The organism is Nonomuraea longispora (genome assembly GCF_004348345.1).
Lineage (GTDB): Bacteria > Actinomycetota > Actinomycetes > Streptosporangiales > Streptosporangiaceae > Nonomuraea > Nonomuraea longispora.
The window spans coordinates 34,131-50,979 of the sequence record NZ_SMJZ01000037.1 but is presented as its reverse complement, the minus strand read 5'-3'; the positions used below and the strand labels follow the sequence as shown (position 1 = coordinate 50,979).

Sequence of the window (16,849 nt, the reverse complement as noted above, 5' to 3'; positions counted from 1 at the left end):
CCCCTCGCCCGCCCCGGCTACTCTCTCGCCATGGTCACTCGCGCAGACATCGGCGTCATCGGCGGCTCAGGCTTCTACTCCCTGCTGGACGACGCGGAAGAGATCGAGCTCTCCACCCCCTACGGACCGCCGAGCGATGTCGTCACGGTCGGGCGCATCGGCGCACGTTCCGTGGCGTTCATCCCCCGGCATGGCCGCAACCACCGTTTCCCTCCCCACCGCATCCCCTACCGCGCCAACCTCTGGGCGCTGCGCTCACTCGGCGTGCGGCAGGTGCTCGCGCCCAGCGCCGTGGGCTCGCTGAAGGCCGAATACGGCCCTGGCACCCTGGTCGTCCCCGACCAGCTCATCGACCGCACCTCAGGCCGCGTCCAGACCTATTACGACGCCGACGGTGCCGTCCACGTCCCGTTCGCCGACCCCTACTGCCTGTCCGGCCGGGCCGTGGCCGTGCGAGCCGCCGAAGCCGGCGGCTGGGAGACCGTCGACGGCGGCACGCTGGTGGTGATCGAGGGCCCGCGCTTCTCCACGCGAGCGGAGTCGCAGTGGTTCGCGGGCAACGGCTGGTCGATCGTCGGCATGACCGGCCACCCCGAGGCGATCCTCGCCCGTGAGCTGGCCCTGTGCTACACCTCGCTGTGCCTGGTGACCGACCACGACGCCGGGGTGGAGACCGGCCAGGGCGTCACCCACGACGAGGTGCTCAAGTTCTTCGCGCAGAATGTCGCCCGCATGCGCACCCTCGTGGCCGAGACGGTGCAGGCGCTTCCCGAGGAGCGCGGCTGCCCCTGCCCCGCCGCCCTCGACGGCATCGACCACCCGTTCGAACTGCCGTGATCCAGACCTGGCTGCGCCGCTACGGCCGTCGCCGCCGTCTCGTCGCGGCGGCGACGGCCGCGGTCGCCGTCCTGTCCGCCTACCTCGCCACGCGTCCCGCCGACGGTCCCACGGTGCTGGTGGCGGCGCGCGACCTGTCTCCCGGCCCGCTCGACCCCGACGACTTCAGCCCCGTCCCGTTCGACCGCCCGCCGTCAGGAGCGGTGCGCACCACGCGGGCCGGCCAGGTCCTCGCCACCCCGATGCGCAAGGGCGAGCCGCTGACCGACGTCCGCCTCCTCCACTCCTTCCGCCTGCCGCCCGGCATGGTGGCCGCCCCGGTGCGCATAGCCGACGCCGCGGCGGTCGAGCTCATCACGCCCGGCTCCACGATCGGCGTGCTGGCGTCCTGGCAGGAAGGCCTGCCAGCCCGCCAGATCGCGTCGGAGCTGACGGTCCTGTCCATCCCGGAGTCCACGAGGGAGTCCGGCGACGACCACGGCGCCTTGATCGTGCTCGCGACCACCCTGACCCAGGCGGCCGAGCTGGCCGCCGCGCAGTCCGGCGGCCGCCTTTCGATCACCATCAATCCGGGTGGCGGCACGTGAGCGCGCCGCTACCATCCATCTGCATGAGTGGATTCAGGAAGTTCCTCATGCAGGGGAACGTCATCGACCTGGCTGTGGCCGTCGTCATCGGGGCCGCCTTCAACTCGATCGTGCAATCGTTCGTGAAAGACCTGCTCACGCCGCTGATCTCGGCCTTCGGCGGGCTGCCCGACTTCGCCTCGCTCAAGATCACGGTCGGCCGGTCCGACTTCATGTACGGCAACTTCATCAACGCGGTGGTGTCGTTCCTGATCGTCGCCGGCGTCGTCTACTTCTTCGTCGTCAAGCCCTACGCCCACGTCAAAGATCGTCTGACCGCCAAGGTCGAGGCGACGACCCGCGACTGTCCCGAATGCCTGTCGGAGATCCCCAAGGCCGCCTCCCGTTGCGCGTTCTGCAGCGCGGAAGTCGCCACCGTCTAGAGCACCGAGTCGATGTCGGGGTCATATTCCCAGTGCCACGGCTCGATTGGACCGGTGTAGGCCCAGGGAGGATGGAACCACCCATACCGCTTGGAGTTCTTCTCCATCCAGACGAACTCCGCCGTCCCCGCCCTCTCCACCCCGCCACACAGGTCGACGGCCAGCCCGAGCCCGTGGTTGCTCCGCCCCGGCACCGCGGCGAACCCCGGCCGCCGGTAATAGACCGATTGCTGCTCGGCGAGGCTGCGGTAGGCGTCGGTCACGCACATCGACTTGCCGAACCGCTTGCGATACGCCTCGTTCAGACTCACGAACGCGATGGTGGCGTCGGCTCTGAGGCTGTGCCCCTTCTGCTGCAGGGGGCACAGCATGCCCTTGGGGATCAGCCCGTTGGGATAGTTGTCGGCCGTCGCCGCCCGCAGCGGGTTGCACCCCAGCGCGTCCCGCCCGACTTTGTCGACCTTGATGCCCAGCTTGACCAGCGCCGCCGTCACCGACTTCACGATCTTGTCCGACCGCTTGCGCAACGTGTCCACCTCGGCCGCAATCTGCGCTTCGGCCAGCAGGTTGCCGGCCCGCAGCTCCTGCGCCTCAGCGGCCAGCCGCTCGGCCTCCTTGTAGAGCGTGCTGGTCTGCTCGACCGCCTGTTGCCGCGTGTTCACCATGTGGGTCGCGTCCGTCAACGCCCGCAGCGTCTTCTGATCCGACGTACCGGACAGAAACGGAAGCACCCCGTCCGCCGCCACCGGTTGCTCGTACATCAACTCGACCATCTCGGCCACGGGCCGCCGCATCACCGCGAGCCGGCCCTCCAGCTTCTGCAGGGCGGTGAGCTTGGATGCGAGCTGCTTCTCCGAGGCGGCGATCTCCGCCCGCCGCTTCTCGAGGGCCTTGGTGGCGTCCTCGAGCTCCTTGGCCGACTTCTCGGCCTCCTGCCGCAACGCGGTCAGGCCGGAGGGATCACGCGGCTTGTGCGCCTCAGCCCGAGCCTGCGCGGGCGGCGTAAGGAGGGAAGCCATCGCCATGACGACCACGATCAGACCCGCTGACCGAGGGGCTGGCACGTTCGACTCCTCCGTTTGCAAACTCGTTACCGGGGTCAGGCACGCACGTTACTACAGCCCTCAGAGTGTCCGGAGCGAACTCCGAAGAGCTGTTATGAGACAAAAAACCCACTTTGTACGGTCAACCCACAACGCGCCCTACCAATCAGTACGCCGCCCACCGGCCCACGGTTCAGATCCCCGGCAGCAGCCCCCTGTCAGCGCCCGTCCCCGGATCCACGGCCTGCTGCCGATCCCGGCACAACTCCCACAACCACGTGTCCGCCCACTCCCCCGGGCACGACGCCTCCGTTTGCGCAGGCACAGGCGTCACCCGCTCCTCGACCGCCACCCGCTCGGGCTCCGCCTTCTCCTCCGATTCCGGCGCGGGGACGACCGGAACCGGCCGAACCGGCTCAGCAGCCTCCCGGACAACAACCGGCACCACACCCTCGTACACCCGATCCGGATGCGCGGGGGCAGGCAACCGCACCGGTGCCAACACCACCATCCCGCCACCACGCCCAACGCCGTAGTCGACACCGTGCCCAGCACCGGTCACCCGTACGTCCCGCTCGAACCCCTTCATCTCCCCCGCCAACAACCCACCGGCAAGGATCGCCGGCGCCAGCAACGCCCCGAACAACACAACGGGCCGCCGACGGGTACGCGCGCATCGCCTCCTGGTCACAGGCAGACGCTATCCACGCTTGCCGAGGCACAATCCGATCACTTGCCATGCCTTTACCGCAGCTCAGAACGCCCATAACCAACCCGACCAAACTCACCCCGGCTCCACGTCCCACGCAGTGCCAGACTTTCGCTAGGCTTACGAGGGTCCGCCTCCGTAGCTCAGGGGATAGAGCACCGCTCTCCTAAAGCGGGTGCCGCAGGTTCGAATCCTGCCGGGGGCACCAGGTTCAACCAGCATCAAAGCGCCCTTGACCAGCGGAAACGTCGGTCGAGGGCTTTTTGATGTGTCCGGTGGTGTGCGGCTGTGGATGATCGTTAGCGGGTGATCGTGCCAAATACGTGCGCAAAGCTCGGGCGGAGGCGAGCATGGAGCTGCACCGGACCGACACGCTCGCGGACGCGCTGCCGCTCAGCGGCGTGCAAGGCGTTGCTGGTTCACAGTTCCACCCGTCTCCATAGCCCTCCCAGGAGAGTGGCGAAATGTCCGATTCCGCGAAAGTGCTCAGAAATGGCCTCGGCTACCGGTAAAACCGCAGGTCGTGGAGGGTGCTCCCCGCGCACGCGGGGATGGTCCCCACGACGACCACACCCCCGAGACCCAGCAGCAGTGCTCCCCGCGCACGCGGGGATGGTCCCCGGTCGATGACGCGGCCTCGGTGATCAGCTCGTGCTCCCCGCGCACGCGGGGATGGTCCCAGGTCGCCCATGGAGTTGACGAAGACCATGCGGTGCTCCCCGCGCACGCGGGGATGGTCCCGCCACAGCCACACCCGGCGTCGTCACAGCGGTGTGCTCCCCGCGCACGCGGGGATGGTCCACAGCCATGACCAGATCCTATCGGGCCTGGTCAGTGCTCCCCGCGCACGCGGGGATGGTCCCGCAGTGTTGGGCGAGGTCCGCTCGGGCCCAGCGTGCTCCCCGCGCACGCGGGGATGGTCCCACCTACACGGTGCCGAGCAAGGGCGGCCAGTTGTGCTCCCCGCGCACGCGGGGATGGTCCCGTCGACCTGGTTAAGGCTGCCGTCCGTGGTGAGTGCTCCCCGCGCACGCGGGGATGGTCCCATGCAGATCTTGGCCCGGCACATCAAGACCTGGTGCTCCCCGCGCACGCGGGGATGGGCCCACCCTGGCGGGGACGTGTTCGACGGGTGGCGTGATCCCCGCGCACGTGGGCCTGGGTGTAACCCTCTACCTATAGGAGCGAACCCGCAGGACGCGCGCTGCGTACATCCTGGCGTCTCAGCAACTCACAGCCGAGAAATGACCATGCTGATGCGTTATGCGCCTCTCGCAAGAAAAATGCAGCCGGGGGACAATGCGATGGTCCTCGTAGGTGCTGGAGACTCGTCATGACGACCCCGCCATCGCCGCTTCCCCAGCCGTCACCTGAACGCCCGCAACCCGAACAGCCCGCCCATACCGACACGGAACCGGCACCTCCTTCCTTGACCCCGCCGGCGGTGGCACAGCCGCCCGACTGGGGGTATATGGGGATCGACCCGACGCTGATGCACGACTTCGAGCGTGACCTCGGCCAGGCGGAGAACACGCTCGGCCGCAACGAGCCGCAAATCCGGCGGATGCTGCAGAACCTCGACCTGGACACCTCGCGGCTGAACGCCATGCGGGAGCTGGGCAACTGGATCGGGGCCAAGCGGCCAGAGTTACGGCGCCGCAATGAGACCATCCAGGCCGTGACCACAGAATGGGGCACGGATGCGACTGGTGGGCTGCGCCCGTTCGACGAGGCGCTGTACAGCGGGGCTTCCGGCGATCCCGACGTGTACGCCGCCGCACTCAAGCTGCGCGAGGTCGACCGGAACGGCAAGGTGGACGAGAAGACCATCGCCAATCTGGAGAAGCGGTCCGGGGACGAAGGTTTTGCCACGTCGTTGATGTACGCGTTGGGGCCGGAGCGGTTCCGGCATCTCATGGCGGCGCTGGTGTACCAGAAGGATGCGGGCAAGAAGCGATTACAGGCGGCGCTGGGCAAGGCGCTCGGCGCGGCAAGTTCGCGGCTGAACGCGTCATGGCAGAAGGAAATGCTGTCGAATCTGCGGGTACCGGTGGATCAGCACGGGCTATCGGCGCTGCTTCCTCATGGCACTTTCGAGCGGGATTTCCTGGTGGCCATCGCCAAGACGTTGGACGGTCTGGACCGCAAGTCGTGGAACGATGCCGCTTCGGCCAGCATCCCGCAGGATCCGATGGTCGGTGTGATGGAGGCGTTGGCCAAGCATCCGAAGGCCGCCCAGGACTTCTTCTCCGGCGATCCCAGCATCATGAAGAGGTACGTTACCGAGCGACCGATGTATGACGGGGGGAACGCTTTCGGCAAGGCGCTGGAGGCCGCGACCATGACGTACCGAGACCGCGACGGCACCGCGCAGAAGCCGTCGCCGGGATTTATTTCGGCGAAGATAGCTTCGGACTTCATCCGCTGGGAAGCTCAGCGCGTCCTTACGGGCACCGAGGGCCCTTCCTTCGCGACGACCGGCAGCACCGCGCGCATCCTGGCCGCGTACATCAACGACGTCAACCGCGTCGCCAAAGGCACCAGCGATGACGATTCCGCTGTGTTCGAGGTTGAGCGCACGCACATGCCCCAAGAGGATCGAGTCTGGGGTGCCCAGTTTCAGAAGGAGGATCTGCGCCTCGTCATGAGAGACGCCTTCAAACACGATCCCAAGGCGTTGGCGGCTGTCGCGGCGGCGCAGACCGCTTGGGGAAAGAAGTTACTCGACCATGGCGCTGCCCGAACTGCCGAGACCGGAGACCCCAGGCACCTTCTGATCAATGCGACAGAAGCCGGCGCCGGTTTCGGACTGATCACCGAAGCCAGCGGACTCGCGAAGATCAAGCAGGGCCAGGAATTGGACGCGGCCCAAGAACGGAACATGAAAGTCTTCATGGCTGTCGTCAACACCGGCCTCGGGATTCCGCAAGCAGCGGCTGCGGCTATAACGGCGGCAACGCTGGGCTCATGGACCAGCATGATCGAAGATGCCGCCAAGACCAACAAGAACACAGAAAAGGCCAAGTACGATGCCAACGTGGCGGAGAACAAGGCTCAGTTCTTGCTAGACCAGATCGCCGCGGACGCCATGCTCAGGCATGGGTTGTTCGGCAAATCCGATCCTCCCGACAAGACGCATCCATGGGCTTCGCTACCAGGCCGAGAGAAGGGTGAGAATCCCCGAGATTCCCGCTTCAACTTCCTGAAAGACGACGGGAACTCCCTCATGACGCGCAAGGAGATGGCACCGCACGACGGCAACAGCCATCCGCGGCTCCAGGCATACGAGACATGGCTGGAAGATGCCCTTGCCGGGAAACGATGGGAAAAGATCGATGAAGCATTGACGTCGGGCTACAACAAAGGACATTCGAGGCACAATTAGCCATGAGGCAACATCTCGCATTACCCGTGACGGCTCTCACCGCTTTACTTCTGGTGACCGCATGCCAGCAGCAGGAGGAACGTCCCGTCAACACGACCCCCGTTCCCTCGGTCGCAGCCTCTCCGTTCATCTGCGACTACATACCGCTGGATGCCGTACGGCTGATGACGGGTGTGCAGGATCCCCTCGTGGACGGGAAGTTCGACATGACCGCCGGTGAGGACCTGGGAAGCGAAAAGTGGGGTAGCGGCGGATGCTTCGTCTACGAGCCGACAGGTGAAAAGCCCAAGGTCCTGGATGTCAGCCTGTCCCCCGACGGGACCGAAGAAGAAGTCGCCTACCGGATCCGCAAGGGTGCCGCCCGCCTACCCGAGATCGTTCCCGGCTCGATCGGGTTCACCTTCCAAGACGGCAGCGCCGGCAACACTCAGGCAGCGGCGGTGCTGGTACACGGCCATGACCGCGTGATAGTGGAACTCGTACGCGGTGTCAGAGGGCGCGACAACGCCGCCGACGTCGTGGCCTTGATGAAACTGATCGCACCGAAGCTGATCCTCGACGCTACCCCTGTCCCCGAGAAGGTCGAGAACTGAACCGATGCCCGCGATGGTGAACAACCCGCTGCATGAGGTGCTCCAGCACGCCATTCGCACCATCGGCCCTATGATCGAGCAGATCGACACCGACGTCGACAGGCCCCGCCGAATGTTCCGTACCGGCAAGGTCTGGACCGGCCCCACCGCCAAGCAGTTCGACGCCCAACTCTCTGGGTTCAGCGCCCGGGCCCGAACCGCCGGGCAAGCGATCATGGACGAGTTGCGGCAGGCGCTAAGCCGCACGCCGAGCGAGGTTACCGAGGAGGAAGCCGCTTCCATCAAACGAAAGTACGGCCTCGGCTGATGCCAACGTGACCACCCCGCCGTTCGGGAACAACGGCAACGTTAGGTATGCCATGCAGTGTCCAGCCATGGACAACCGAGGTGCTCGACTCAGGTGATCGCCCGGGGTCTGTGCGCGCGGCCGTCGTCGTGCGACACTTCTGCCGCGTCTTCCGCAACTTGACGTGATCTCTTGCTCGCCAAGCTAGCCGAGAGTCCATAATGTCCAATTCAGTGAAAGTGCTCGGAAACAGCTTCTGTGCTCGATAAACCCGCAGGTCGTGGAGAGTGCTCCCCGCGCACGCGGGGATGGTCCCGGCGGCCGGGCGCCTGAGCTGTTCATCGCAGGGTGCTCCCCGCGCACGCGGGGATGGTCCCGGGCGCTCGGCCATCTTCTCCTTCCACCGCTCGTGCTCCCCGCGCACGCGGGGATGGTCCCCGGCAGCATGGCGAGCCGCGTGGGCTTCACGAGTGCTCCCCGCGCACGCGGGGATGGTCCCGTGGCCTCGTCCGGCGCGATTCGGAACGTTTTGTGCTCCCCGCGCACGCGGGGATGGTCCCGGCCACATCCCGCACACCTGGACGGTGGTGCCGCGCTCCCCGCGCACGCGGGGATAGTCCCTCGTCGGGGTTGACGTCCGCGATCACGACCAGGTGCTCCCCGCGCACGCGGGGATGGTCCCACCTCATGCCGCCCGACCAACTCTCCCCTTTTGTGCTCCCTGCACACGCTGGGAGTTGTCGAGCGACGCTCCACTGGCCCGTAGCGCTGGAGGCGCCCTCGCCCCTTGTTGGAGGTGTCTCCAGCGTTCGGTTGGCCTACCGCAGGGCCTCGGAGATGCGGCGCTTGGCGATCTCGTCTTGGCCGACGATGCACTTGGCGTAGATCCGCAGGAGCACGTCCACGCTGTGCCCCGCCCACTCGGCCACCTGGGGAGCCGGGACGCCTGCGTTGAGCCAGGTGGAGACGCAAGCGTGGCGGAGGTCGTACGGCCGGCGCGCCAGCGGAGATGAGAACTCCTTCGCGGTCAGCGCCGTCTTCCGTGCGGCCTTCCAAGCCCGTCTATAGGTGATGAACGGCAGTTCTCCGCCCCGCACGCCGTTGAAGAGGCGACCGTCTGTGTCATTGGCGAACTCGGCGAGATGGACGCGGAGGATGTGAACCAATGGTGGCGGGATCGGCACGGTTCTCCCATGACCTTGAGCACGGTGTTTGAGTGCACGCTCCTCGCGGGCCACGCCGCTGTCGGTCCATTCGCGCCCTGAGTATGGAGCAGCCTTGAGCAGGTGGAGCTCCCCCCAGGCGTTCTGTTCGCCCGAGTCGTCGCCCTCTGCCAGCGGCGGGAGAGCCACGTTGTCGCGGTGCAGGCTGATGGCCTCCTCGGGACGTAGCGCGGCGTAGTACATGAGCGCAAAGAACGCGACGAGACGTGGTCCACTCGGCTGCTGTGACTGCACGGCGGCCAGCAGGGCTTTGGCCTGGGCATGGTTGACGACGCTGCGCCGGTCCACCTCGTACGTGCTGGCCGGCGGTTTCCACTTCAGCGTCTTGAGCGGGTTCTCCGGCAGCACCTTGAGTTCGACGGCGTAGTCCAGCGCGTTGGACAGGAGCATCCGGTGTTTGCGTACGGTGTTCGGTGCCGCGCGCTGACCGTTCAGGAGGGATGTGGCCGCGTCCAGCAAGTCACGGGCGAGGCCGGGGTCGTCGGTGAACGCGGAGACGGGTTTGGTGTTGGCCGCGAGCCAGCTAAGCACGACGGCGATCTCCTCGGGTGCGTGCTCTCGTTGCTTGGTGTTGCAGGCCCAGCGGTGCATGGCGGAACGCAGCGCACGATCTTCCGGCTTGCCGCGTGTCGTGCTGTACATGGCCGGAGTGGCGGCGGTGAGGGCGCGGGCGATGTCCTGTCGGTACTTCGGCGCGGCTGCCTTCCACTTCATGTCCACGTACTTACAGACGAACTCGTACCAGCTCATGTCAGCGCCGTTCCTACGCCCCCAGGAAACCGGCTCCCCGGTGGCGCGGCTGAACGCCTCTCCCCTGCGTGCCGCGGACTGGATCTCCCCCCGGTAGGTGTCGGCCTGCGCGGCGTTGCGGAAGGACTTGCGCCACCCCTTTCCGCCCACCTTCCAGCGCACGTAGTACGTCGTGGTCGTCGTGCCCTTGTAGACCTCGGTCTTGTAGACGCGTACGTCGTAAGTGATGTCGTTGTTCAAGCGGCGTCCTCCAATCCAGCGAGCCAGCGGTCGAGATCGGCGCGGCGGATACGGAGGTCGCCGTTGGGCAGCTTCAGGCAGCGCGGGGCGCGGCCTTTGGCTCGCCAGTCGTAGAAGGTGGAGCGGGAGATCTGGAGTTCGGCGCAGAGGTCGGCGAGGGTGAGCATGCCTCGCTGGGTGGTGGCGGTGGCCAAGAGCGGCTCCTTGCGGATCACGGATGGTTGAGTGCGGTACAGGCCCCGTGCTTGGTGGCTGTGGGCCGGATGGTGATCAGGACGAAGAAAGAAGAAAGAACGGGCGTTACGTGCTGCGGCCGGTTGGTGGTGATCGGCTTTGTTCGTGGCCGACGAAAGAAGGCCCGTCCTCCGGTGAGCAGAGCTCTGCTGTTTCGCGGGTCATGAGGCGTTGTTTCTTCTTTCTTCGTCAGCGGTGGTACGGCGGTAGCGGACCGATGGGCGGCCGCCGGTGGGCGTGGTGAAGGTCTCGTACTGGCCGGTGGCCGTCAGGCTGGCCAGCAACTCGTCCAAGGTCTGCTTGGGCACGTTGCGGGAGAACAGGGCGCTGATCTCCGAGCGAGTCAGGCCGGTGTCGGCGGCCTGGTCGAGGGCGCGGCGGATGCGGTCGATCTTCGGGTCACGCATCTGCTTGTCCAGGACGTACACGGCTGAGGCGATGGAGTAGCGGACCAGGGCGGCGGCTGCCCCGAGGTCGGCAGTGGTGATGTACGGACGGGCGTCGAGGGCGGCGTACAGGGCGGAGAGGCGCAGGCAGTACGGGGCCGAGCGGCGGGTGAACTCGGTCCAGGCGTGGTCTTCGTCGTCGGCGGCGGTGAACTCCTCATACAGCTCGGTAGACCACAGAGCGCGGGCGTCCTCGTCGAGGGCGATGCGCTTGATTTGGCGGGCGGCCTTGACGGCGTCGTGCAGCCTGCCGCTGAGAGCGGCCAGGAGGTCGGGCGCGACGCCTTCCGGTATCGGCAGGCGCTTGCTGCGCTCGACGTAGATGGGCAGGAAGCGGTTGTAGGAGCCACCTGCCATGTCGGCCTCGGCCAGGCGCATGCGGAACTCTTTGGGCGTGATGTGGCCGATGATCGCGATGTGCGGGTTCGACGCCCGGTAGGCGTTGCGGGTGAGCACGGCGAGCGTGCGGCCGTCCCAGGCCTGGCGGAGCATCGTGCCGAGCGTGGAGCCCTCGCGCTTGGCGCGGGCCATGACAGTGGAGAACTCCGGCTCGGTCACCGAAAGGCGCTTGTCCATCGTGCCGCCGGGATCGTCCGGGCTGTCGGGGTCGCGGATGCGTTCGATCAGTCCTTCTCCGGACGACAGGCCGGTGACGCAGAGGTCGGCGTAGCCGATGCCCGCATGGTGCAGGAAAATTTCGGCGGTGTCGGTGGCCTGGCCCTTGCGGCCGGAGCCGGTGCGGCCGAACAGCAGCGGCCAGATCAGGAGTGGGTGGCGGGTGTTGCCGATCTGGACGTACGGGCCGGGGCCGATGATCGCGCCGCAGGCGGACAGTGCCGAGACCAGGACTCCTACCGGGTCGGCTTCGGTGGACGGGTCGGCCGCCTTCACCAGCTCGCCGGGCAGGCCGTAGAACATGGCCGGGTCGGCGGCCGGTGGCGGGACTGGCAGGCCGGTGCTCAGGTCACCGTTCTGGTCGCGGTGCAGGCGAGTGATGGTGGCATGGGCGTCGAGGTTCTCCAGGATGGTGTTCGCGTCGAGTGGGTTGGTCATGCGATCCCCCGGCGTGGCTGGCGTGCTCCGGCGGTCAGGCCGGAGCGGATGGTGGCGGCGGCCTCTCGGGGGGACAGGCCGGTGGCCTGGGCAGCGGTGTGCAGGGCGTCCTCGGTGAGGCGGCGCGGCAGCAGGCCTGTGGCGACGAGCCGGCCGAGGGCGTACGCGGCGGCGTTCAAGGTGTGGTTGCGGGTGCCCTCCTGGGCGTCGAGGACGTGCTGCAGCTCGTTCTGCAGAGCGGTCAGCGCATAGCCGGTGGAGCGATCGCCCAGCGCGGCCAGGACGTCGGAGACGCGCACCGGCTGCACCCCGTGCTCAGGCCGGGCGAGACGTTCGGCCAGCCAGGACGGCAGAGGCGCGGGTGTGGCAGTGTGGATGGCGTCGTAGGTTCCGGTGCCGTCCGGGAGATCGACGTAGCTGCCTGGTGCGACGACGTAGCCGCCGTCAGCGCGGGTGTCGATCAGCCAGCCGAGGCCCTGGCCCTTGGCTCCGGACGTGTTGCCAAGCGTCATCCCTTCGGGTGCAGCGAAGTACAGGTGGGTGCCGCCGCGACGGGTGCGGACCTGGAAGGTGTCCAGCGGTAGTGGCTGGCCGGCCTCCTCGCACAGCAGGGCCAGGACGTCTGCCCCGTCGTTGACGCCAGGCCGGTCGTAGGGCGGCTGCTCCCCCGACTTCGGAGTGTCGAGATCGATGACGACCAGGCGGGACGGGCCGGTGGCGATGCCGATGTTGTACGGGGTGCCGGACCAGAAGCGGCGGATAGTGTCGGCGTCGGTCGTGTGGTGCTCCTTCCACTTCCAGCCCTTGAGCGGCACCTTGTCCCCCGGCGTGAGCGGGAAGACGTGCCAGCCTCGGGCGGCGGCGGCCAGCGCGTACGGCAGCGTCTGGCGGGACGGGCGAGGTGTCATGCTGATGGGTGCTCCTTGAGTCGGCCCATCGGGGCCGGTGATCGGTTGGGGCGTGGGCCCCGGCGTCGTGCTTGGTGGCTGTGCGCCGGGGCCGTTCTCGGGTTCAGCGGTCGTGGTACAGGCGGCGGACGTGGTTCCAGACGTGGCGGCCGAGGCGTAGGCGCAGGCCGGTGGCGTCGCAGCGGCGGCAGTAGCGGGTGCCCCGGCGCTGCGGGATGCGGCCTTTGCCGTGGCACTTCCGGCAGCGGCCGAACGGGCTCACATAGCACTGCGAGGCGTAACAGAGCGTGCTGATGATCGCGGTGATAGCGGCGAGCAAGACAGGGTGCACGATGGCCTCCTGGGCCGGTTTCAGGGCGTGGTCGAGGAGGGCCGCTAGCGCGCTAACGGCCTGGCCAGTACGGGTTTTCGCTGCTAGCGGGGGTGCTAGCGATAGCAGGGTCAGGTGCTATTGCCAGCAGCCCCTGACGGGTCAGCCGGAACGCTTCTGGCGGTTACGTTCGGCGATGGCTTCGGTGAGGTCGTCCAGGCGGATGCCGCGCCGGGTGACGGGCTTGCCGTCGATACGGCGGCCGATATCGACGACCCGTATGCCGTGCGGCTTGAGCGCGCTGGTGAGCTGTTCGGACTTCCAGCCGGTGTAGACGTCGGGACGGAGTTCGGCCAGGCGGGTGCACAAGGCCTCGTTCCAGGCCGCGTTCTCCCCGGCGGGCCAGACGTCGGCGAGGTCGGCCAAGAGGTCGAAGACGTCCTCACGGGCCTGGGTGCCGGGTTCGGGCAGCGTGCCGGCCAGGCCGCGGGACTGCTTGGCGCGGACGACGACCTTCTCGGCGTCGCGGGTGTCGAGGTAGTAGGAACGGCGGGCGGCGGGCTTGCCGAGGCCGGCCAGGATGCCCCAACCTGCCTCCACGACCGGCTGGAACACCGTGGCGCGGTAGCCCTGCTTGTACATGGACGTGCCGAGGATCATGTCGTTCGCGGTCTGGTCGGCGACGCTCATGCAGTAGCGGGTGTTGACGTTTCGGGTGATGCCGGTCGGCAGGCTGTCCTTGTCGGGGATCTGGGTGCCCAGGAGCAGGATCACGCCCAGGGCGCGGCCGAGCTTGATGACCTTCTCGCAGATCTCCCCGGCTTCCTTGCCGTACTGCGGGTGCAGGAACAGCTCTTGGATCTCGTCCACGGCCACGATCAGCGGGTGCAGGCCCGAGCCCTTGAGTGAGGCCAGTTCCGGAGTGACCTTGTTCTCCGGGGCCTTGCCGAGGGCGTGGTAGTGGGCGATGCGCTTGGAGCGGCGCTCGCACTCCTTGTACAGCCAGCCGAACATCGCGGCGCACCGTGCGATCGTCTCGTCGTCGAAGCCGTTGCCGTACTCCGTACAGACCGGCTCCAGGACCTTGAAGTCCCCCACTCCCTTCAGCTCGTAGATGCGCAGCTCGGCGCGCGGGTCGAGGGCGGCGGCCAGCACCGCGAGCCTCAGCCCGAACGTCTTGCCCGAGCCGGGCTGCCCGCCGACCAGCCAGTTGCGGAACATCAGCTCGGCGTTCACGGTCTCCATCCGTGGTGTCGTGGCGAACGGGAACGGCTTGAACACGTCCACCTGGCCGTCCCGCAGCAGCGGCCATGGCGGCTGCTTCATCTGGGACGACGGCTCGTAGCCGACCCAGAGCGCGAGCCGTCCGGGGTGGCCGGCGCCCGGCTCTGGCCAGACCTGGTCCAGCGGGAGCCGCATGGCCGAGGCGAGGCGGCCACGGCGGGCCACCACCTCGGCTGCCTCCACGCCGAACGGCAGGTCCACGATGGCCAGGTGACCGGGGCCGTCCCGGTGGATCTCCTGCGGGAAGCTGATCGCGTTCGGATCCTTGCTCACCGCCTGGGTGATGCCGGAGATGCCGCAGGCCAGCAGCGCGCGGCGGACCAGCTCGGCCGTGAGCTTGCGGTAGCGCGGGGCCTCGCTCACGCGGTCGGTGATGGGCTTGTCGGTAGGGCGTCCGGCTCGGGCCAGCAGCGGTACGGCGACGACCAGCGTGCCGAGCCGGATCCAGCTGGGCAGGTCGGCGACCAGGAAGGCCACCAGGCCGACCAAGGTGGCGATGCCCAACGCCAGCAGGACGGACCAGCGCCAGCGGGACTGGCGTTGGCGCTGCTTGTCGAGCTTGAGCCAGGTCTCGGCGTCGTTGCGGTCGGCGGCGTACTGGCGCAGCGCCCAGTTGCCTTCCTCGGCGGTGGCCCAGTGCAGCAACCGGCCGACGGATTTGAAGACTCCGGGAATCGCGTACCAGAGCGCCTTGGCCAGGTACTTCGGTGCGCGGACGGAGTGATAGCCGAGGACGTACGCGGTGTCGCGCGCTTGCCAGCCGACCATCGCGCGGATGGACTGCCAGGTGCGCAGCCAGGCCGGGATGATGGGCGCGCGGCGGCGCGTGGCCACGGTGGTGACCGGTACGGCGTCCTCGTCAGGCGGGTCAACCGGCGGACCGGTGACGTTGCCGTCGACGGCGATGCTCTCGCGGTCGAAGTAATCGTCATCGGGCTCTTCGGCCTGGCGGGCGCGGCGGCGGGAGTCGAGCGGTACGACCTCCGCGTCACCGGGTTCGGCCCACTCGAAGCCTTCGAGTTCGCGGCCGGGCACCGGACGGCGGTCCGGCTCATGCGGGTCGTGAGTCATGATGAATATGCCTCGTTTGCCGTGACGGTTGCGGGGTGGCGGGGCGCGGCCACTGTTCTTGGCGGAGTGGGGGCCGCGCCCTCTGACGTTGTGATGGCGGTCGGACCGTGCGGACGGTCTGCGGTCGGTCCGGCGGTCGTGGTCCGGTCGGGCGGTGCTTCCGTCCGCAGGCGGGCCAGGAGTGCCCCGGCGCGGTCGGTGGAGACTGACCGGCCGGTCTGCCGGATGGCGTCGCGGAGCCGGTCACGGGTGAGCGGGACATCGCGTGCCTCGTGGTCGGCGGCGATCCGCCAGCCGAGCGGCATCAGGTCCGTCACGTCCGCGCGGGGCCGTCGTACGGCCTTCTTCGGCGCTCGGTGCTTGGGCTTCGGTGGCAGTACCGGGCGCTCGGGTGCCAGTTGTATGTGCTGTGGTGCCAGCTCGCCGAGGCGGTAGAGCGCGCGTTCGCGGCGGGTGGCCTTGTAGCGCCACAGCCTGCCGTACCGGTCTTGCAGGTCCGTACGGGCGAGGATGCGGTCACGCTCGCGGCCGAGGGCGTTCGGGTACGAGCGAATCTCCCACAGCACCATCCGGCGCCACAGCGCGAACGTGGACGGGAAGGCCAGGAGCCACCGGGAGAGCCGGATGGACTCCATGTGGTCTGGCCGGGCCAGGTCGGCGCGCTTGCGGATGGCGTACGCGCCCACCTCCACCGCCACCACCCACAGGCCGGGCAGCGTCGCGTGAGCGATGATCCCGAACAGGGTGTCCTCACCGGCCACGTTCAGGTAGACCGTGGCGGCCGTCAGCGACCAGGGCACCACCCTCAGCAGGCGAAGGCGCATGCCGAGGCGGGCCAGGACGATGTCCAGCGCCGAGAAGACGGCGATGCCGAGGTCTATGCCGAGTGGAACGATCCAGGCGAACCATCCGAAGGACAGCTCGGCGGCCTCGGCCACCGTGGCGAAGCTGATGACGAAGCCGAGCAGGCCGAGTACGGCCACGGCGGCGGCGGTGACCGAGACGGCGGTCTGCTCGCCTTCGGTCAGTGGGCGGGGTCCGTAGACGGCTGCGGTCATCGGCCCCACCGTCCCCAGCAGCGCGGGCAGTTGGGCCGGTCGCACCAGTTCGCCGGATGGCGGGACCAGATGCGCAGCACCTTGTCCGGCGAGCCCGCGGCGATGACGGCGTAGCGCGTCACCTGACGGAGGCGGTAGCGCTCCTGGGCGATGCGTACCAGGTCGCAGGCGAGGAACCCGGCGGCGAACACCACCAGGTAGAGCAGTACGTTGATCATGCGGTTCTCCTGAGCGGGATGCGAACTTCGTGGTCGAGGTCGGCGGCGAACACGGTGCGGCGGCACTGTGCGCAGTAGAACTGGACAGGTCCGCCATCGAGCCGGGTCGTGCAGCGCGGGCAGCGGGCGGCCGACGGACTGGCGTTGTTCATGTGACCTCCCTTCAGGTTCCGGACTGGGAGCGGACGAGGA

The 16,849-nt window shown here is 67.9% G+C and carries 17 protein-coding genes, 1 tRNA gene and 2 CRISPR repeat arrays; of the genes, 7 read left to right on the top strand and 11 right to left on the bottom strand.

The features are described from left to right. The 3 genes from E1267_RS12740 to mscL all read left to right on the top strand — a co-directional run. Positions 1-837, top strand: an 837-nt coding sequence (locus E1267_RS12740) for an S-methyl-5'-thioadenosine phosphorylase (protein WP_425465075.1), incomplete at its 5' end; no start/stop codon positions are given. Then, complete coding sequence (locus E1267_RS12735; protein ID WP_246063810.1) at positions 834-1,424, top strand: SAF domain-containing protein; 591 nt, start codon at positions 834-836, stop codon at positions 1,422-1,424. The genes E1267_RS12740 and E1267_RS12735, both read left to right, overlap by 4 nt. A 23-nt stretch (positions 1,425-1,447) precedes the next feature. Continuing rightward, a complete protein-coding gene (gene mscL, locus E1267_RS12730) occupies positions 1,448-1,846 on the top strand; it encodes a large conductance mechanosensitive channel protein MscL (RefSeq protein ID WP_132332640.1) in 399 nt (132 codons plus the stop codon). Here the strand turns inward: mscL and E1267_RS12725 are convergent. Beyond that, the gene (locus tag E1267_RS12725; RefSeq protein WP_132332639.1) at positions 1,843-2,871 is read right to left on the bottom strand and encodes a M15 family metallopeptidase; all 1,029 of its coding nucleotides are present in this window, start codon (positions 2,869-2,871) and stop codon (positions 1,843-1,845) included. The genes mscL and E1267_RS12725 overlap by 4 nt on opposite strands. A 211-nt stretch (positions 2,872-3,082) precedes the next feature. Then, positions 3,083-3,523, bottom strand: coding sequence for a hypothetical protein (locus tag E1267_RS12720; RefSeq protein ID WP_132332638.1), 441 nt, complete (start codon positions 3,521-3,523; stop codon positions 3,083-3,085). Between the two features lie 207 nt (positions 3,524-3,730). Between E1267_RS12720 and E1267_RS12715 the strand changes: the two genes are divergently transcribed. From E1267_RS12715 to E1267_RS12700, 4 genes are all read left to right on the top strand, one after another. After that, positions 3,731-3,806, top strand: a tRNA-Arg gene (locus tag E1267_RS12715). A 322-nt stretch (positions 3,807-4,128) separates the two neighbouring features. After that, positions 4,129-4,705: direct repeats of the CRISPR family, unit length 29 nt; unit sequence GTGCTCCCCGCGCACGCGGGGATGGTCCC. 364 nt (positions 4,706-5,069) lie between these two features. Then, positions 5,070-6,983 carry a DUF6571 family protein gene (locus E1267_RS12710; protein WP_132332637.1) on the top strand — a complete coding sequence of 638 codons (1,914 nt, stop codon included), beginning with the start codon at positions 5,070-5,072 and terminating at the stop codon, positions 6,981-6,983. Between the two features lie 26 nt (positions 6,984-7,009). Beyond that, the gene (locus E1267_RS12705) at positions 7,010-7,576 is read left to right on the top strand and encodes a hypothetical protein (RefSeq protein WP_132332636.1); all 567 of its coding nucleotides are present in this window, start codon (positions 7,010-7,012) and stop codon (positions 7,574-7,576) included. Between the two features lie 70 nt (positions 7,577-7,646). Then, positions 7,647-7,883 (top strand): hypothetical protein, encoded by a 237-nt coding sequence (locus E1267_RS12700; RefSeq protein ID WP_132332635.1) that lies wholly within the window; start codon positions 7,647-7,649, stop codon positions 7,881-7,883. A 266-nt stretch (positions 7,884-8,149) separates the two neighbouring features. Beyond that, a CRISPR array of direct repeats spans positions 8,150-8,544; the repeat unit is 29 nt; unit sequence GTGCTCCCCGCGCACGCGGGGATGGTCCC. A gap of 136 nt (positions 8,545-8,680) precedes the next feature. Here E1267_RS12700 and E1267_RS46315 read toward each other — a convergent pair. The 9 genes from E1267_RS46315 to E1267_RS44280 form a co-directional block, all read right to left on the bottom strand. Continuing rightward, positions 8,681-10,075, bottom strand: coding sequence for a tyrosine-type recombinase/integrase (locus E1267_RS46315; RefSeq protein WP_132332634.1), 1,395 nt, complete (start codon positions 10,073-10,075; stop codon positions 8,681-8,683). Further along, complete coding sequence (locus E1267_RS12690; RefSeq protein WP_342774809.1) at positions 10,072-10,269, bottom strand: helix-turn-helix transcriptional regulator; 198 nt, start codon at positions 10,267-10,269, stop codon at positions 10,072-10,074. The genes E1267_RS46315 and E1267_RS12690 overlap by 4 nt, the downstream gene beginning before the upstream one ends. A 201-nt stretch (positions 10,270-10,470) precedes the next feature. Beyond that, complete coding sequence (locus E1267_RS12685; protein ID WP_132332633.1) at positions 10,471-11,808, bottom strand: YfjI family protein; 1,338 nt, start codon at positions 11,806-11,808, stop codon at positions 10,471-10,473. Then, positions 11,805-12,716 carry a bifunctional DNA primase/polymerase gene (locus E1267_RS12680; RefSeq protein ID WP_132332632.1) on the bottom strand — a complete coding sequence of 304 codons (912 nt, stop codon included), beginning with the start codon at positions 12,714-12,716 and terminating at the stop codon, positions 11,805-11,807. Before E1267_RS12680 ends, E1267_RS12685 begins: the two co-directional genes overlap by 4 nt. A 103-nt stretch (positions 12,717-12,819) precedes the next feature. Beyond that, positions 12,820-13,047 carry a hypothetical protein gene (locus E1267_RS12675; RefSeq protein WP_181957794.1) on the bottom strand — a complete coding sequence of 76 codons (228 nt, stop codon included), beginning with the start codon at positions 13,045-13,047 and terminating at the stop codon, positions 12,820-12,822. A 141-nt stretch (positions 13,048-13,188) separates the two neighbouring features. Further along, the gene (locus E1267_RS12670) at positions 13,189-15,381 is read right to left on the bottom strand and encodes a cell division protein FtsK (protein ID WP_220449448.1); all 2,193 of its coding nucleotides are present in this window, start codon (positions 15,379-15,381) and stop codon (positions 13,189-13,191) included. Next, positions 15,378-16,439, bottom strand: a complete 1,062-nt coding sequence (locus E1267_RS12665) for a DUF2637 domain-containing protein (RefSeq protein WP_165959589.1) — start codon at positions 16,437-16,439, stop codon at positions 15,378-15,380. The genes E1267_RS12670 and E1267_RS12665 overlap by 4 nt, the downstream gene beginning before the upstream one ends. Next, complete coding sequence (locus E1267_RS44285) at positions 16,436-16,657, bottom strand: hypothetical protein (RefSeq protein ID WP_165959588.1); 222 nt, start codon at positions 16,655-16,657, stop codon at positions 16,436-16,438. The genes E1267_RS12665 and E1267_RS44285 overlap by 4 nt, the downstream gene beginning before the upstream one ends. After that, on the bottom strand, positions 16,654-16,809 hold the full coding sequence (locus tag E1267_RS44280) for a hypothetical protein (RefSeq protein ID WP_165959587.1): 156 nt from the start codon (positions 16,807-16,809) through the stop codon (positions 16,654-16,656). The genes E1267_RS44285 and E1267_RS44280 overlap by 4 nt, the downstream gene beginning before the upstream one ends. Positions 16,810-16,849: the final 40 nt, after the last annotated feature.

Coding starts and splice junctions, on each gene's coding strand:
- mscL (WP_132332640.1), top strand. CDS start 1,448: ATGAGTGGATTCAGGAAGTTCCTCATGCAGGGGAACGTCATCGACCTG.
- E1267_RS12725 (WP_132332639.1), bottom strand. CDS start 2,871: ATGGCGATGGCTTCCCTCCTTACGCCGCCCGCGCAGGCTCGGGCTGAG.
- E1267_RS12710 (WP_132332637.1), top strand. CDS start 5,070: ATGGGGATCGACCCGACGCTGATGCACGACTTCGAGCGTGACCTCGGC.
- E1267_RS12700 (WP_132332635.1), top strand. CDS start 7,647: ATGATCGAGCAGATCGACACCGACGTCGACAGGCCCCGCCGAATGTTC.
- E1267_RS12685 (WP_132332633.1), bottom strand. CDS start 11,808: ATGACCAACCCACTCGACGCGAACACCATCCTGGAGAACCTCGACGCC.
- E1267_RS12680 (WP_132332632.1), bottom strand. CDS start 12,716: ATGACACCTCGCCCGTCCCGCCAGACGCTGCCGTACGCGCTGGCCGCC.
- E1267_RS12670 (WP_220449448.1), bottom strand. CDS start 15,381: ATGACTCACGACCCGCATGAGCCGGACCGCCGTCCGGTGCCCGGCCGC.
- E1267_RS12665 (WP_165959589.1), bottom strand. CDS start 16,439: ATGACCGCAGCCGTCTACGGACCCCGCCCACTGACCGAAGGCGAGCAG.
- E1267_RS44285 (WP_165959588.1), bottom strand. CDS start 16,657: ATGATCAACGTACTGCTCTACCTGGTGGTGTTCGCCGCCGGGTTCCTC.
- E1267_RS44280 (WP_165959587.1), bottom strand. CDS start 16,809: ATGAACAACGCCAGTCCGTCGGCCGCCCGCTGCCCGCGCTGCACGACC.